The organism is Microcoleus sp. D3_18a_C4 (assembly GCF_036702415.1).
In the GTDB taxonomy this organism is placed as follows: domain Bacteria; phylum Cyanobacteriota; class Cyanobacteriia; order Cyanobacteriales; family Microcoleaceae; genus Microcoleus.
Genome location: NZ_JAUBTI010000006.1, coordinates 65,465 through 82,223 on the forward strand (window position 1 = coordinate 65,465; position 16,759 = coordinate 82,223).

Consider the following 16,759-nt stretch of genomic DNA (forward strand, 5'->3'; position numbering starts at 1 on the left):
ATCGGGCATTGGTTATTGGTTATTCAAACTAACAACCAACCAATAACCAATAACTAATGACTAATGACTGATGACTAATGACTGATGACTAATGACTAATGACTTATTCAAACTTCCCCGATGCGTTCTAGAGGCCAAAACCGCACTACAGCGCGGCCGATGATATTCTGCTTAGGTAAAAATCCCCACCTGCTGGAGTCGTTGCTGTTGTTGCGGTTGTCTCCCATCACAAAGTATTCATTTTCTGGGACGCGATAAGGCCCCCACTGGTATTTAGGAGGTTCGGCAATATATTTTTCGACCAGGGGTTTGTCGTTGAGATACACTAAACCTTTTTTAACGGCGACGGTTTGACCCGGTAAGCCAATTACCCGCTTGATGAATGCTTGGTCTTGGGTAAAGCCTTGTTCTTGCAACTGTTCGGGCGGGGCAAATACTACGATGTCGCCAGTTTTTGGAGGTTCGAGGTAGTAGGAGATTTTTTCGACTACGACACGATCGCCCACGTGCAGAGTGGGTACCATAGAATCTGAGGGTATGTAGCGCGGTTCGGCGACCAACGCTCGAATCACTATTGCTAAACTCAAAGCAATAATCACTATTTGAAGATTTTCTCGCTGCGACTTCCACGCTTTCTGCCACCAGCTTTCAGGCGGATTTTCTGCTACTTCTGTACCCAAATTCTTTTTTTCAGATGTCATGAAAGTCCTCGCTATATAGTTGCCACTAATTATCTGATTAAGCTTGCTAAGCATTTAAATTGCATCTCTAGAAATAATCAAAGCCTGAGCTGGCTGGAGACGCGAACCCGCCCAAAATATACAATTTAAATGCACTACAGCTTACCATTGAAGTATGTCGCTGTTAATTACTAGACGTGAAGTGCAAGCCTTTGTAAAGTATCTTGAAAGGCATCTGCGTTGCATCTGTGGTTTCCCTATCAATCAAAGATTTATGTCATAACTCTCCTCTTGATATTAACTCATAAAAAAGGCAGAGAATTTAAATTCTCTACCTTTTTTATTTGAGGATTTTGAGTTGTTTGCGATCGCGAGATTGGTTATTTCAAAACTTTACTCGATATCGCACTTACTCAAACTTACTCAACGCCTTGGGGCAGCAATTCCCGCTTTTGACCTTGCAGCACCTTAACAATTCCGTCCTCACCCACATCAACAACAGCGGTGTCGCCGTCTTTGATGCGGCCAGATAGGATTTCCTCAGCCAAACTGTCTTCCAACAAGCGCATAATGGCGCGGCGCAGGGGTCGGGCTCCGTAGCTGGGGTTGTAGCCTTCTTCTACCAGCCGTTCTTTGAATTTTTCGGTCACTTCCAGGGTGATTCCCTGTTCTGTCAAACGGCTGAACACTTCTTTGAGCATGATGACGGCGATTTCCTTGACTTCTTCCCTGTTCAACTGGCGGAAGACGATAATTTCGTCGAGTCGGTTGAGGAATTCGGGGCGGAAGTAGTTTTTTAGTTCTTCGTTAACCAAAGAACGAATGCGGTTGTAATTAGCATCGGCTTGGTTGTCGCTGAACTCGAAGCCGAGGCCGCCGCCACCTTTTTCAATCACCTTAGAACCGATGTTTGAGGTCATAATCAGCAGCGTGTTTTTGAAGTCCACGGTGCGACCTTTGGCATCTGTTAAGCGGCCGTCTTCCAATATTTGCAACAGCATATTGAAGACATCGGGGTGGGCTTTTTCGATTTCGTCGAACAGCACGACGGTGTAAGGACGGCGGCGGACTGCTTCTGTGAGTTGGCCGCCTTCGTTGTAGCCGACGTAGCCGGGAGGGGAACCGATGAGTTTGGAGACGGTGTGACGTTCCATGTACTCCGACATATCCAGCCGAATCATCGCATCTTCGGAACCGAAGAAGTAGCCTGCTAGGGCTTTGGTGAGTTCGGTTTTGCCGACGCCGGTAGGCCCGGAGAAGATGAAACTGGCGATCGGGCGATTGGGATTTTTCAAGCCGACGCGAGCGCGGCGGATGGCGCGGGAAACGGCTTTCACTGCTTCTTCCTGTCCGATCAAGCGCTGGTGCAAGGTATCTTCCATGTGCAGCAGCTTTTCGGATTCGGATTCGGTCAGTTTGTTTACCGGTACGCCCGTCCAGCTTGCCACGATTTGAGCGATATCTTCTTCGGTGACTACTGGCGATGGGTCTGTTTCGCCGGTGCGGGCCGAGTCGGTTTTTTTGGCTTGGGAAATAGCGCGAATTTCGGCTTTGATGGTCATTTCTCGATCGCGCAATTCGCCGGCTTTGTCAAAGTCTTGAGAACGCACCGCTTCGTCTTTATCTTTGAGGACTTGGCGCAGTTCTTTGTCAAGTTCTTTGGCTGCGGGGGGCAGTTGGGAGTTGATCAAGCGAACTCTCGAACCTGCTTCGTCTACCAAGTCAATTGCTTTGTCTGGGAGGAAGCGGTCGGAGATGTATCGGTGAGAGAGTTTGGCTGCGGCTTCCAGGGCCGTGTCCAAGATTTTCAGCTTGTGGTGCTGTTCGTAGCGTTCCCGCAGACCGAAGAGAATCTCGATCGTCTCGTCTACAGTCGGTTCGCCGACCATAACGGGCTGGAAGCGCCGTTCTAAGGCTGCATCGCGCTCGATGTGCTTGCGGTACTCGTCTAAAGTTGTAGCGCCGATACACTGGAGTTCGCCTCTAGCCAGAGCCGGCTTGAGAATGTTCGCCGCGTCGATCGCCCCTTCAGCCGCACCTGCACCGATCAAAGTGTGCACTTCGTCAATCACCAAAATCACGTTACCCGCTGTGCGGATTTCGTCCATGATTTTTTTGAGGCGTTCTTCAAATTCGCCCCGGTATTTAGTACCGGCAACCAGCAAGCCGATGTCGAGGGTGACGACGCGCTTTTCTTCGAGGATGTCTGGGATGTCGTTGTTAGCGATGCGCTGGGCCAGGCCTTCGGCGATCGCGGTTTTACCGACTCCGGGTTCGCCGATGAGCACCGGGTTATTTTTGGTGCGGCGACCGAGGATTTGAATTACCCGTTCGATTTCTTTTTGCCGTCCGACTACTGGGTCTAGTTTGCCATCAACCGCCATTTGAGTCAGGTTGGCGCCGAATTCATCCAGGGTTGGGGTTTTGGTGCGGGCGCCGCCGCCGGTGGCTGCGACTTCTGCGGTTTCTCCCAGCATCCGAATCACTTGGGTGCGGACTTTCGACAAGTCTACTCCCAGGTTTTCTAAGACTCTGGCCGCTACTCCTTCACCTTCGCGGATCAGGCCCAGCAGCAGGTGTTCAGTACCTATATAGTTGTGTCCGAGTTGGCGAGCTTCTTCTAGGGATAGTTCTAGAACCCGCTTGGCGCGGGGGGTGAACGGAATTTCGACTGCTACGAAGCCGGAACCGCGCCCGATGATTTTTTCCACTTCAATGCGCGCGTCTTTCAGGTTGACGCCCATTGATTTGAGGACTTTCGCTGCAACCCCGGTTCCTTCTCCGATCAGACCCAGGAGGATCTGTTCTGTCCCTACGAAGTTGTGACCCAGGCGGCGAGCTTCTTCCTGGGCCAACATGATTACTTTTATTGCTTTTTCTGTGAAGCGTTCAAACATGATTTATTCCCATCACCTGCTGCTATGTGCCCGTTTCGAGGTCACGCTCGCACAACGAGCGTTTGTGTTCGAGTGTTAACTCGTACTGCTTATTCTAGCGCGACACTCCCAACCTATCTGCCGCACTCGGCTGCGGTTGCAGATTCCAGGCTCATGTTGCAGGATGGCTTTCAACTGGGAAGACCCAAATGGTGGCTGACCTACAACCTCCCCTAGACTGCAAGAAGATTGCTCTTCTCGGCCCGTGCCCAACCTACGACTGCGTATTGATGGATTCTAGCACAATCTTTTTGGCTGTCATGCAGGCCCAAAATGGATATTTCTCCAAGTCAGAGGGCGGGTTTTGTACAAAACTTATTAGTTTAATGCACTATCTATGTCCTAAGCTAGATACAGGTTAAGCTGCTGCCCATCTAAAGAACCTGTTGGTTTGGGATGGCGAGAGCGAGCTGGACTTTCTTCATTTAAAATTTTGCCCCCGCTCCCTTGAAGATTTAAGTATTCTTCCTGTTGTCAGTTGTGCGATCGCTCCCGATCAATTAGTGAGCGTTGCTACACTCCGAGGAGTTTGCCTCAGACTATACTCAGCACGGTCAAAGACATTGCTTTCGTAGCAGAGTTCTTTGGTCGTTAACTCGTCTGAACTTAAAAGTCTGAAACTTCAATTTTGGAAAAGAATCTAAATCCTGTTTAAGGCGTAGTGAAAGTAAATAATGAACACTAGAAACTTAGATGACCAGGTAGAAAGTACCGACAATCGATCGATCGATCGATCGAAGTTACAGGTAAATTCCAGGATGCAGCCACAACAACTTCTGTGGCTTCACACAAAGAATTCAATGCAGAACAGCTAGGACGTGTCTACTTTATTCGGCACGGTGAAAGTACCAGTAACGAACGCAACATTTTTGCAGGAGTTCTGGATGTTGACCTCACATCCTTTGGCCGATTGCAGGCACGCCGCGCAGGTGTTGACCTGAAGAAAAAAGGTACAAAGTTTGACGCAGTATATGTCTCCCACATGAGACGGGCACGACAAACCTGTGAAATCGCCCTTGCTGAAAGTCAGGCACTAAAGTCGTCCGATACCCCCGTTCAGATAGATCATCGAATTAGCGAGAAATCCTTTGGCATTTTTGCGGGTCGCAACCTAAATTTGCTGCGTCTAGCACTGGGCTACGAAGGGTTTGAGGAAATGTTGCACTCGCACAACGAAGCACCCCCGGCTGGCGAAAAGATTGCCCAAGTTTACTCTCGCGCTGCCCGTTTCTACGAAGACAAAATTGTACCGCACTTGGAACGGGGCGAAACAGTTCTAGTCGTGTGCCACCAATATGTATTGGAACCTCTAGCACTTTATTTAAGCGGTCTGCCGCCGACAGCTTACAAACACCTGAAACTCCCCAACGGTAAAGCTCTCAGCGGTGTGGATCTCGTCAAGTTTCGCGATAAGGAATCCGGCGGTGCTGCTTCCCTGCGGAAAGAGATCAACGATCTTTCAATTATGTGGGCGATTTTGATCTATGCCACCGCCTTCTTGCTGGGAAGCTTAGCAAGGGCAATCATCACCTCAGAAGCAGGGATTCCGTCAGTCCTATTTCGAGCAATAATCGTTGCGTGTCTTGCCGCCTCAACGTTTTATACCTACCTAGACATTGACTTTGCCGCGAGTAAACGCAAAGTAACCTCTACTGTGAAGTATCTAGTTTACGGGTGGATGGCAGTGCGATGGGCAGTTGGGCTATTTTTAATATTTTCTGGATTTTTGTATCAGACTGAAGCGGATCTGTACAAAGTTTTGTGGGTGCTGTTTTGGATGGTTCCGCCAGCCCTTACTTCACCAGTTTTATCAGTGCTTTGGGGCGGTAATCTTTATCCGTCGGCTCTTTTGTCAAGAACGCTATCAATCGTTGCTCCACTGGCGCTTTTGGCTACATTGAAGGTTGCCAATTTACCCATTAACGTTGACAGCCTGATCTTTTTCGGTGTCATTCTAATTGTAGGTCTGGCAATACCGGGTGCGATCGCCCAGTTTTGGCGCGACAAATCCCCTGTTGAATCAAACCACCACAGTAAAAACTGGAAATTCATCGGAGTGCTTGCTGTCGCATTCATGGCCTTGGCAACAGGCTTTCAGTTTACTCCATCAACCTTCATTTCGGATCTATTTTCTTCAACCGATCCGAATCGCTCGCTCGCTTGTCTGCAACAACTAGCATTGGCAACTTTGGTCTTTGTCTCAATGCGCGTTTTGGCTGTATTAACCTCAGCATTTACGAAGGGCAAGCTTAGCAAGGCAGAAGCTCGCGATGCTTACATCCTGCTTGTGAATCCCAACTTTTTCCTTTGGGCGGCTCTTTTCATCGGAGTTAGTGCAACTGCAAATCCAGAAGCCGTAAAATATGCAATTTTTTGGGCAGCCCTAGGCTTTTTCTGCATACCACTCATCGAACAGATATTGTTCATGAATTCATTTGGCAATGACATACTGAGAGAAACACTGCGTTCTTCGAGAGTGGCAACAGCAGATATCAAAAAGCTTTTCCTGCAATTGGATACGGATGGAAGTAAGGCGCTTGAACGAACTGAGATTATGGAGTTGTTAGGGCTAATCGAAGATATGACAACAGGCGAACGTAGCTCTGAAGAAGTCAGAAGCTACATCACTGATTATCTTTTTAATACTCTTGACTCCGATAAAAATGGCAGTGTTGATTTAGCGGAGTTAGAAGAGTACATATCAACCTATGGGTTGGTTGCTAACCTTAACGTTGCTCAAATCTAAACTTGGGATCGATAAGCATGACATCATATTCAAATTTGAAAAATGATGTCATGCTTATTTGTCCGACTGCTGTATGCAGGAAGGCAAGAATGATAGTTTTAGCTGGCTCCATAACTGGCGAAAAATTGGAAAAAAAAAACCGAGGTTAATCTCACGATGGATACTCCGAGAAAAATTTTAGAGGAATTGCGACAAGTCTTTACCAAGATTGGTGGAAAAGACCAACAAATCGATCGCTCAGAGTTTAAGAAAGCTATGGGGCTGAAAGATGAATATTTTGCCGAGCGAATGTTTGCGATGTTTGATAACGATAAAAGTGGCGTTATAGACCTTGATGAATTTTTGAAAACAGTAGAGGAACTTGTCTTGGCAACTGAAGATCAGAAACTGAAATTTGCTTATCAATTGCACGACATAAACGGGGATGGCTCCATCGAAAAAGACGAAGTTTCTCACTTGATTGCTGCTAGCTTGAAGGAAAATAATTTAACCTTTCCGCCGGAACAAGTTACCGGTCTGGTTGACATTTTGTTTTTAGAAGCTGATACCGATAAAAGTGGCGAAATTTCTTTTGAAGAGTTCAAAGGTTTAATCGGAAAGCATCCCGATCTGCTTGAGGCGATGGCAGTTAGCCCGGTTAGCTGGTTAAAACCTCGCAAGCCAGACGACGCAATACCAGTTGCGCCCAAAGAGAAAAGGTCGCCAAAGGCGTACATCAAGCATTACATTCAAAACAACTGGGTCAAGATCGCTTTTTTGTCCCTCTATCTTATTGCCAATCTGGTTCTTTTCTTTGGGGCGGTCGATCGATATGCAAGTCAAGGCGCAAATGTGTACGTTCAAATTGCGCGGGGATGTGGCGCAGCGCTCAACTTCAACGGGGCATTAATCCTAATTCCCATGTTGCGGCATTTTATGACTTGGCTTCGCAAAACGAGGATCAACAACTATCTGCCGATAGATGAGGGCATCGAGTTTCACAAGCTCGTGGGTCAATTCATGTTTGCCTTTGCGATCGTCCATACGATCGCGCATTTTCTCAATTACACCACATTGCCGGTTCCCTTTGCACAAAGTCTTTTTGCAACGAAGGCTGGCTTGTCAGGATTTTTATTACTGCTAGTTTTCGCAATTATGTGGGTGACAGCGCAAGCTCCAATCCGCAAAGGCGGAAAATTTGCGCTTTTCTATACAGCTCATATGTTGTACGTCGTGTGGTTTGCCCTGGCGTTAGTTCACGGGCCAGTTTTTTGGCAGTGGGTGTTGTTACCTGTTGTGGGATTTGCGATCGAACTGGTTATTCGCCGGCAGAATACAAAAGAGCCTGCCTATGTAGTTAATGCCTCTTTACTCCCCTCCAAAGTTCTAGGTTTGGAAATTGCACGTCCGAAATCTTTCCACTATCAACCAGGGGACTACGTGTTTGTTAAATGTCCCAGTCTCTCCAAATATGAATGGCATCCATTCACAATTAGTAGCGCCCCCGAAATGCAGGATGTCTTATCTGTACACATACGCTCTGCGGGCAGTTGGACTGGAAAATTATATCAACTTTTCCGAGAACAGCACGAGCAATGGATACGGTCAGGTAATTCTAAATACGAGCCTGGAGTTCTTGTCCATTTAGATGGGCCCTATGGCACACCAAGTACCCATATCTTTGAATCTAAGTACGCTATTCTCATCGGTGCGGGTATTGGCGTAACTCCCTTTGCCTCTATTCTGAAAAGTATGCTGTACCGAAGCCAACACGGTTCTTCAGGAATGCGTTTGCAAAAGGTACATTTTTACTGGCTCAACCGAGAGCAAAAAGCATTTGAATGGTTTGTTGAACTCTTATCCAGAATCGAAGCCCAAGACACTAACAACTTATTTGACATTAATTTGTATTTGACAGGTGCCCAGCAAAAGTCAGATATGAAATCCAGCACCCTATTTGTGGCAATGGATTTGATGCATTCCCAAACACAGGTTGATTTGATTACAGGTTTAAAGAGCCGTACACAAACGGGTCGTCCAGACTGGGAGGAGATTTTTCAAGATGTAGCGCAGCAACACGCGCCCAATAAAGTTGACGTATATTTCTGCGGCCCTCCTGGACTCTCGGTACAATTGAGAAATCTCTGCCATAAATACGGCTTTGGCTATAGGAAAGAAAATTTCTAGCCAAACTTCTGGCAATTGATGCTTTTCAGCTAAAGTCATAAGTTTAGGACTTACACAGAAACGGGGGTTCTTTGACGTAAAATAGCCTTTATGGCTATTTCTCCCCGTCGAGAAACCCGGTTTATTTGAACTTTTGCGTAATTCCTGAACTTGCTCTCCGTCATCTCCCAAAAAACCTTACTTGAATATCGAAAAACGAGGAAAATATCCAATGAAATTTGACAAGTTTGTACTAGCACAAAATATGGCATTTTTAATAGCTATTCCCCCACAAAGTAATTTAGCCAAATTGCTCTCCTTTTGCTTAGCGACAAAAGCTAGACAAAAGACGAGCGGAACAGAAATCTTAAAAATAACCTGTGACCTAATGGAAAACCCATCTAATTTGCCCTATTGGACTCAAGACGTGATGGGACTCGATTTAGATTACAGCAGTGAAGAGTGGAAAGCTTTAGGAGAAATGGGCATCAACGATGCAGAGGAGTTTATGGCTACCCTGGGGCAAGAGTTGGAAAAATTGAGTTTGTAATATCTGGCCCTGGCGTCAGCAAAGAAACTCTCAGGTTTCAAACACTCTATCACAAGCATTCATTAGAGCGGGCTAGTTAAAAAACCCTGTCTAAAGACAAGGGAGCGTCAACTTTCAAGAGAGAAACAAAAATATGTCTTTAAATGTTGAACTTTTAGAGCAAAGTTTCGAGAAAATCAAACCTAGTGCTGATGAATTTGCCGCTAGCTTCTACGAAAAATTGTTTACAGCTCACCCAGAGTTGAAACCGCTGTTTGCCAAAACTGATATGGAAAAGCAACAGAAAAAGCTCATAAGTGCTCTGGTTTTAGTAGTAGAAAATCTCCGTTCTCCAGAGGCTTTAGGGCCAGTTCTCAACGCACTGGGAGGCAGACACATCGGTTATGGAGTAATTCCCAAATATTACCGTCCAGTTGGAGAAGCACTACTAAGTGCTTTTGAGCAGTATCTCCAGCAAGATTGGACTATGGAAGTCAAACAAGCATGGATCGATGCCTACGGCGCGATTACTGCTTTGATGTTAAAAGGGGGCGGTGTAGAAACTACACCTGAAGAAGTTCAATTAGAAACAGAGATAATCCCCGAAAAACAGGTAATTATAGCAGCTAATCACCAACTAGAATCCGTCCCAGAAAAAGAGCCCAAATTGGCCGTAGAGGTACTGGAAAGCAGTTTCGAGAAAATCAAACCTCGTGCAGATGAATTTGCCGCTCGCTTCTACGAAAACCTCTTCCTCGCTCACCCAGAATTTAAACCGCTGTTTGCCAATATCGATATAGAAAAGCAACAGAAAAAGCTCATAAATTCTTTGGTAGTGGTAGTAGAAAATCTCCGCTCTCCAGAAGCTTTAGGGCCAGTTCTCAACGCCTTGGGAGGCAGACACATCGGCTATGGGGTAATTCCCAAATATTATGAGCCAGTTGGAGCCGCACTGCTGATGGCTTTTGAGCAGTATCTCCAAGAAGATTGGACTCCCGAAGTAAAGGTGGCATGGACAGATGCCTACAAAGCAATTACAGGTTTGATGTTAAAAGGCGCAGGTGCAGATTCTTCACCAAATGTTGTCGCAGATAAAAAAGATGTCATCCACCATCAGCCACAAGAATCAAAAACACAATTACTGAACGAATCTAAGCCGCTCGCGCCACCAACCGAGGAACAGAAAAAGCCTTTAGTATCTATTCAGTTGGATGGTGAAATTATCCAAAAAATGCTCTCCAAAATAACTGATAGTTATCAGCAATTTCAAGGTCAATCATTCGTTCAGCGATTGGGTGAAGTTCTCAAAGGAATTTTAGAAAAATTCATTGATAATTTTTGGACGCAACCAGCCTGGTTAGTGGCTAGTGTTTCAGCCGTTCTGTTCATCATAATTTATGTGGGGGCGGATGATAATTCCCTGATTGGAGAGATTTTGGAGAGTGTTGATGCTCTCAGTCTTGTCGTTGCTTTAATTTTATTCATTAAGGAAGCACCCGATCGCAGAAAGCAATTTCATTACCAAGCTTGGAGTATAGTTGATGCAGCACACGGCGTAAAAGTTAGCTATGCCAGAATTCTGGCACTCCAAGATTTGAATGAGGATGGTGTTTCTCTTAGAGGTTTGGATGCGATTGGTGCGGAGTTAGTAGATATTAATCTTCCTCATGCCAATCTCAGTAAAGCCAATTTGAGGGAAAGCGACTTGAGTAATGCTAATTTGACTTATGCCAATTTAGATAATGCTAATATCAGTCATGTTAAACTTAGTGGTTCAAATTTAAGTCATGCAAAACTGAGTTTTGCTCGCTTGACTCAGGCTAATCTTAGTAGTGCGAATCTTAGTAAGGCTAATTTAATTTGTGCAGATTTGAGTAATGCGAACCTGAGTGGTGCAGATTTGAGAGATGCTAGTTTGAGTGGTGCCAACCTGAAGAGTGCCTACCTAACTGGTGCAAATCTAAAAGGTGCTAAAGTTAGCATTTCTGACCTGAGTGGTGCTTTGCTCGCAGGTGCTGTTATGCCTGATGGGTCGAAGTATAAGTCTCTGGAAGATGAGGCCACAAACAAATAAATTGATCCCAGCTTGTTTTTGACCTTCATGTCTGCTTTTCTACTCAAGCTGACGACACCGTGAGTAGAAAAGCTTTGGCTTACTGAAATGCGATCGCACGGGAGGACAGCGGTTGACCTGGAATCGTTTCATTGAAGTGCTGCTCGTGATAAGAAGGAAAATAGCAACATCTGTCTTAATATCCTCTATACTATTGCAGTTACGACTCAGAAGCTCCAGGAAACTGGCTTTCAAGTTCGTACTAAATGGTAGCGCGATCGCCTTCTATTCAATACTAAAGTGAGGTAAGCTCGCGCACTCGTTCATCACCAAAAACACCTCTTTCATAAAGGATAAACGTAATGAACCTCAGAACTTTTACCGATATCTCAAAATGGGGAATCTTACTCAAAATTCTTCCCCTAACACCGCTATTTTGCTTGGCAAAATGGATCGCTCATCAGATGCAGTGGGAAATTGGTAAGTTCGATAGTCAGATAGGTTCTCTGTTGGCGGCGGTAACGTTCATCTTGGCGTTTATGCTGAACGGGACGCTGACTGATTACCGTACCAGTGAAGATATGCCCGCGCAGATTGCGAATGCAGTTGAAACGATTCAAGATACGAATTTGTTCATTGCAGCCCGTCAGCCCGACTATAACCCAACCCTACTTACAGAAGGGTTAGTTGAGATCCTCCAATCAGTCCTACTCTGTTTGAAACAGAGTAAGCCATTCATCAGAGTTGAGAATGCTGTTACAATCCTCAATTCATCACTGGTTCCATTATCAAAGTTTTGCGAAGCTCCTTTGATGGCTCGCCTTCAAGGTGAACAGGCAAAGATTCGTCTTCTGATTGCCCGAATTCAAAGGATTCGCGATACCGACTTTCTGGCATCCGCCTATGGATTGCTGCATATCCTGATAATTGGCTCAAGTATTGCTTTGTTAATAACGCATACCGACGAGTATTATACCAATTTGATTATTTCAGGTTTTCTATTTACGTCATTCATGTATTTGTTGTTGCTCATCTACGACCTTGAGAATCCTTTTGAGTACAACGGAACATCTAGTGCGGATATTGATTTGTCATCTCTAGAGCAGTCGTACAATCAACTGCGTGAGGGGCTATTGAATGACGATGAGCCTAAAATACCTGTGTAACCAGTTAAGAGAGCTAAAGTCCAGCTAAGGCAGTTTATAGAGATGCTGGAAAGAGGCTTTAATCTTCAAGCATTAATTGACAACCTGTACAAGACGATCGACAATACTCATTGTAGCAAAGTGACTAAGGTAGAATTTACCGAGAGGTATAATCACAAAAAGAAAGCAAACAGGAACGGAAAAATTCCTATGCAATTACTTAAGCAGTTAAGTATAAAGACAAAACTCACAGTCATGTTGCTAGCAGTCAGCCTTTGCGCTATGCTCGCGAGCACCTATATATGCTCTAGCAGCGGGAAAGCTACTCTGACCGAAAAAGTCTTCAACCAATTAACCAGCCTTCGGGCTGCCAAAACTTATCAAATCCAAGATTATTTTGAAAGCCTTTACCACCACAGCCAAACCTTAAGCGAAGATTTGACAGTCGTGGGAGCCATGTAGGAGTTTAAGACAGCCTACCGCCAACTTGAATAATCAACAATACCAGCGGATTTTGAGGCAAAAATTGATACATACTACCGGACACAATTTCTAACCAAACTAACGCCAACGAACGATGGTTCGCCCGTTCTCGAATCCTACACGCCAAAAACAGCCGCGGCTCGTTAGTTGCAGTACCACTACATCGCTGCTAACCCCAACCCCGCTGGCAAGAAACTTCCCCTGGACAATCCTGGTGACGCCAGCGCTTACAGCCGCGCTCACGCCCGCTACCACCCTATTTTTCGCAATATAGTTGAAAAATACGGTTACTACGATATGTTTTTGATCGATAATGGGAATTTTCCCAAGCTCGTCGAAACCCTATTTTGGATATCTGTTATCTACGCCTGTCTCTCGCTGTTTAATGTGATTTTGTTTGAAGAAGCTGAGGCGAATACATGGCGGGCGCGGATGCCCAAACTGCCGATCGACCTTTCTAGGTTGTTTTTGGTGCTTGTGGGAAGCGCGATCGTGCTGGCGGCAGTGTGGGGTGCAGATTTGGCGGGTCTTGCTACGGGATTGGGCGTTAGCTCGATCGCGATCGGTTTGGCGCTTCAGGACACACTAGGCAGCATCATGTCGGGCATTGCGCTGCTTCTAGAACGCCCGTTCAGTGTGGGTGATTGGTTGCGAATTGGAGATATCGAAGGGCAGGTAATTGATATCAATTGGCGCTCTGTTCGCCTGCTAACTCTCCAGCGGCAGGTGATTATCGTTCCTCATCAGTTCATTGGAAAAGAAATAATTCATAATTACAGCCAACCAGAACGCATTTACAACCAACGTATCAATATTGGCTTTTCCTACGATAGCCCCCCTAACCTGGTGAAGCAGGTACTGCTAAGTACAGCTTTGGCTACACAGGGGATATTAGCCGAACCCGAACCTGAGAGCAAAACTACATCCTATGATGAGACTGCAATTATCTATGAGGTGGAGTTTTTTATCGAAAACTTTGAAGATGTGGAGCTGATACTCGATCGATTTATGACGCGCGTCTGGTACGCAGCGCAGCGAAACAACCTGACGCTATATCGCTACCGATACTCCTATGCTGTGGAAGCTCCTGATAAGGCAGATAGCGCTTCAAGTAAGTTAGCCCAAAGCCTGCACTCAATTCCCGGATTTATGCCTTATGCTCGTGAGCCAAAAAATTTGGATGACTTAACTAAGGGAACTATTTTACAGAAGTTTGGTGCGGGAGAGAAAGTCATCCGGCAGGGCGAGCCTGGTAATGCTTTGTACATTATCATTGCGGGTCAGGCTAAGGTAACAGTCACGAACAAGTTGGGCATGGAGTTGGAGGTAATGACTATCTTGAGTGGTGAGTTTTTTGGCGAGATGGCGCTGTTTAGCGGGGAACCGAGTCCGGTATCGGTTGTCGCCGTTGACGATTTGCAAGTTCTTGTCGTCTACTCAGATGCTGTAAATACGATGATTGAACGTCAACCAAGCTTGGGGCGCGAGATCGGTCAAATTATCGAAGCGCGAAGCAAAGCGGTAAGTATGGCCGCGCAGGCAGATGTTTCGTCAAATGCTAAGGTTGATTCCCTATGAGGATGATGAAAGTGTTCATATTGTGGCAATTTTACAATTCTTGGGGCTGGTGAAAAAGCACGGTCTATGACGGTGCAAAGTATAACGAATCACAGCCGCCTCTGCAATACCGGAGAAAGGTCAAGCCTAAAATATCCTTACAGGGAACTGCATTTGCGAAGCCCAGAGACCGTCAATCTTTGCAATCAATTCACTTCCCGCCCAGAGAAAAGTTTGAGTGATGAGGTTTTGCGCCTCAATATTCACGCCACCCAAAATTACGTCAGTGTCTGCATTAAAGTTAACAATCTTGGCATAATCATTTCCGCCAGCAACTGAGTACCAATTTCTTGTATTATCACCAATATAAAATGTGTTAAGAGATTGACCGCTGTTGCCGATTAAAGTATCTACCTCAGCACTAGACAAACTGTTGTTTTCTGAACCTCTTAATATATTCAGACCGGCACCACCTCCGAGAGTGTCGTTTCCAGAACCACCAAACAAGAGATTAGTGCCGTTTCCACCAGTGAGATAATCATTACCCTCATCACCGCGAATGGTATTCCTGCCATTTCCGCCATTGATGTTGTCATTTCCAGCCCCGCCAGAGATGGTGTCATTCCCAGTGCCAGCAGTGATAAAATCACCACCCGCCTCACCAAAGATCAGATTATTTCCATCTCCGCCACCAAGGGCGTCAACTCCATTCCCCCCAGAGATGATGTCATTACCAGTGCCAGCAGAGACAATATCGTCCCCATCCCCAAAATAATAAGTATGGTTGCCGTTGTTGTTGTAATATTTCCCAAAAATTCCCGTTCCCGTTAATACGTCGTTTCTGTTAGTCGCGTAGATGATTCGGTCATTTATCCCGCCATCAAGCTTAGCACCAACTAGAAACAAAGGATTATATTCAGTATCAACAGGAATCACTGCTTCATGCACTTGAGGAGAGACATTAAAATCCCCTTTATAAAAGTTTGGTCGAAATTGATGATCGGCCCGCGTGTCATTTAGACCCAGAATATTTGTGGCTAAACGAGAATTGCCACCTGCATCAGTTGTAACCAAATTTGTGAAGGCGGTGACGACACCGTTGTGTTGAGCAATTTGTTTCCCGATATCATTCGGATCGGTGCCGAAGTCAAACAGGAATGATTCCTGGGCAGTTCCAGCTTGAGCTTCATTTCCTGCTAAACTACTGATGCCATTAAAACTTCTTGAAACCGCAGCACCACCAAAATCTAAGCGTTTGATTGGATCGGGAGTTCCTCCATTCCTTACGTATCCATTTGATAAGTCAGTATCGAAGCCATTAGTTGTATCGTATGGACTTCTTTGCCTTGCTTGATTTGATGCTGGGTCAAGAGCTGTCACTGAGCCCACTTGACTTCCGTAGGTAGTGAAACTGGCAGCAAGATCGCTAGCAAGGTGAGCACCGAGACTATTACCAACAATATTGAGCGCTGCAGCGGGCATTCCCCACTCAAGAGCAAGTTTGTCTCGGATGGCTCTTGCCACTGGAGTAATCCACGAACCAGACCTGTAAAGGTCTCCAGCAGCGATCCCTAATGGTCCAATATTGAAGAACTTGGTTCCGCTCACTTGAGTCCAGTCAAGGGCTAAAACCGTATCGTTTGGGTTGGCATCCCTGATGGCTGCCGCCAGATTTGGATCGTAATAATCGGCAGGATTTGTGAAACCCGGAAGTAGCAGCCATACTTTTTGTCCGCTCCATTGCTCGGCAGAGGGAACGCCAAAGGGCGCGAGAATATTTATTTCACGCTCACTTGCACTATAAGCATTGCTAGGTGGGTTCTTAGTTTCGCCACCTGTTACCCGAAACTTAGTATCGATTACTGCCATTGTCCATTCCTCTCAAGTTAGGTTGTTAAAGATTATTTGTTTCTGTTGACTAACCCTTTCTAGACTTTCTCCACAGGTGAACTGCACCCAATCCTAAGAAAGCCAATAATGAGGCTAAGGGGGAGGAATTCTCCGGTACAGGAGTAGGTTCGTTGGTTGTTTCTAAGGTCACAGTTCCGTCACCTCCATAAGTTCCATTTCGCAAGGCGTAACGAAATAGCTTGGGATCTAAGAACCCAAATGCGTCATTTCCAGATTCAGAAAAAACTTGGAAAGCAAATTGAGTGGGAATTCCGTTTTCAAAGAGCAAACTTGGAAAATTAGGAAATTCGAGATCGTCACTTGCCCTATAGGTAACAGGAGTTAATCCTGTGGCAAAGTCCACAAATCTAAAGTTGAGAGACAGCAGTCCCGCTAGATCGCCATTTCCACCATTTATGGTCATGAACTCGGAGCCTACTTTGGTCAGATGTGTATCGTCGTAGGTAAAGTCACCTGTGTAGACACCCGCGAAGTCGCCCCTAGTTATATCAACCCTGATTGTGCCTCCTATTGTGGCTGCCATAGCGGTCGCTCCTCCAAATATGGATATTAAATATGTTCCCAGGATAGCGGT

Annotated in this window: 12 protein-coding genes; 8 read left to right on the forward strand and 4 right to left on the reverse strand. The window is 45.8% G+C overall.

What is annotated here, in order from left to right; genetic code table 11:
• Window positions 1-107: 107 nt before the first annotated feature.
• A complete protein-coding gene (gene lepB, locus QUB16_RS05065) occupies window positions 108-701 on the reverse strand; it encodes a signal peptidase I (RefSeq protein WP_333314462.1) in 594 nt (197 codons plus the stop codon).
• A 398-nt stretch (window positions 702-1,099) separates the two neighbouring features.
• Window positions 1,100-3,577 carry an ATP-dependent Clp protease ATP-binding subunit gene (locus tag QUB16_RS05070; protein ID WP_333055947.1) on the reverse strand — a complete coding sequence of 826 codons (2,478 nt, stop codon included), beginning with the start codon at window positions 3,575-3,577 and terminating at the stop codon, window positions 1,100-1,102.
• A gap of 713 nt (window positions 3,578-4,290) precedes the next feature.
• Between QUB16_RS05070 and QUB16_RS05075 the strand changes: the two genes are divergently transcribed.
• The 8 genes from QUB16_RS05075 to QUB16_RS05110 all read left to right on the forward strand — a co-directional run bounded on the left by QUB16_RS05075 (window position 4,291) and on the right by QUB16_RS05110 (window position 14,295).
• Window positions 4,291-4,431 carry a hypothetical protein gene (locus QUB16_RS05075; protein ID WP_333314463.1) on the forward strand — a complete coding sequence of 47 codons (141 nt, stop codon included), beginning with the start codon at window positions 4,291-4,293 and terminating at the stop codon, window positions 4,429-4,431.
• The gene (locus tag QUB16_RS05080; RefSeq protein WP_333314465.1) at window positions 4,395-6,362 is read left to right on the forward strand and encodes a histidine phosphatase family protein; all 1,968 of its coding nucleotides are present in this window, start codon (window positions 4,395-4,397) and stop codon (window positions 6,360-6,362) included. The genes QUB16_RS05075 and QUB16_RS05080 overlap by 37 nt, the downstream gene beginning before the upstream one ends.
• Window positions 6,363-6,518: 156 nt before the next feature.
• A complete protein-coding gene (locus QUB16_RS05085) occupies window positions 6,519-8,528 on the forward strand; it encodes an EF-hand domain-containing protein (RefSeq protein WP_333314466.1) in 2,010 nt (669 codons plus the stop codon).
• Between the two features lie 211 nt (window positions 8,529-8,739).
• Window positions 8,740-9,057: a hypothetical protein gene (locus tag QUB16_RS05090; protein WP_333314467.1), complete on the forward strand. Its 318-nt coding sequence runs from the start codon at window positions 8,740-8,742 to the stop codon at window positions 9,055-9,057.
• 133 nt (window positions 9,058-9,190) lie between these two features.
• Window positions 9,191-11,110, forward strand: a complete 1,920-nt coding sequence (locus tag QUB16_RS05095; RefSeq protein ID WP_333314468.1) for a globin domain-containing protein — start codon at window positions 9,191-9,193, stop codon at window positions 11,108-11,110.
• A 341-nt stretch (window positions 11,111-11,451) separates the two neighbouring features.
• Window positions 11,452-12,255, forward strand: coding sequence for a hypothetical protein (locus QUB16_RS05100; protein WP_333314470.1), 804 nt, complete (start codon window positions 11,452-11,454; stop codon window positions 12,253-12,255).
• Window positions 12,256-12,444: 189 nt separating this feature from the next.
• Window positions 12,445-12,696, forward strand: a complete 252-nt coding sequence (locus tag QUB16_RS05105) for a hypothetical protein (protein ID WP_333314471.1) — start codon at window positions 12,445-12,447, stop codon at window positions 12,694-12,696.
• Between the two features lie 168 nt (window positions 12,697-12,864).
• On the forward strand, window positions 12,865-14,295 hold the full coding sequence (locus QUB16_RS05110) for a mechanosensitive ion channel family protein (RefSeq protein ID WP_333314473.1): 1,431 nt from the start codon (window positions 12,865-12,867) through the stop codon (window positions 14,293-14,295).
• Window positions 14,296-14,421: 126 nt separating this feature from the next.
• On the opposite strand, the gene QUB16_RS05115 is transcribed toward QUB16_RS05110, so the two are convergent.
• Both QUB16_RS05115 and QUB16_RS05120 read right to left on the reverse strand, forming a co-directional pair.
• Window positions 14,422-16,143, reverse strand: a complete 1,722-nt coding sequence (locus QUB16_RS05115; RefSeq protein WP_333314475.1) for a hypothetical protein — start codon at window positions 16,141-16,143, stop codon at window positions 14,422-14,424.
• Window positions 16,144-16,192: 49 nt separating this feature from the next.
• On the reverse strand, window positions 16,193-16,708 hold the full coding sequence (locus tag QUB16_RS05120) for a hypothetical protein (RefSeq protein ID WP_333314478.1): 516 nt from the start codon (window positions 16,706-16,708) through the stop codon (window positions 16,193-16,195).
• Window positions 16,709-16,759: the final 51 nt, after the last annotated feature.

Coding starts and splice junctions, on each gene's coding strand:
- QUB16_RS05070 (WP_333055947.1), bottom strand. CDS start 3,577: ATGTTTGAACGCTTCACAGAAAAAGCAATAAAAGTAATCATGTTGGCC.
- QUB16_RS05105 (WP_333314471.1), top strand. CDS start 12,445: ATGCAATTACTTAAGCAGTTAAGTATAAAGACAAAACTCACAGTCATG.
- QUB16_RS05090 (WP_333314467.1), top strand. CDS start 8,740: ATGAAATTTGACAAGTTTGTACTAGCACAAAATATGGCATTTTTAATA.
- QUB16_RS05075 (WP_333314463.1), top strand. CDS start 4,291: ATGAACACTAGAAACTTAGATGACCAGGTAGAAAGTACCGACAATCGA.
- QUB16_RS05095 (WP_333314468.1), top strand. CDS start 9,191: ATGTCTTTAAATGTTGAACTTTTAGAGCAAAGTTTCGAGAAAATCAAA.
- lepB (WP_333314462.1), bottom strand. CDS start 701: ATGACATCTGAAAAAAAGAATTTGGGTACAGAAGTAGCAGAAAATCCG.
- QUB16_RS05120 (WP_333314478.1), bottom strand. CDS start 16,708: ATGGCAGCCACAATAGGAGGCACAATCAGGGTTGATATAACTAGGGGC.
- QUB16_RS05085 (WP_333314466.1), top strand. CDS start 6,519: ATGGATACTCCGAGAAAAATTTTAGAGGAATTGCGACAAGTCTTTACC.
- QUB16_RS05100 (WP_333314470.1), top strand. CDS start 11,452: ATGAACCTCAGAACTTTTACCGATATCTCAAAATGGGGAATCTTACTC.
- QUB16_RS05115 (WP_333314475.1), bottom strand. CDS start 16,143: ATGGCAGTAATCGATACTAAGTTTCGGGTAACAGGTGGCGAAACTAAG.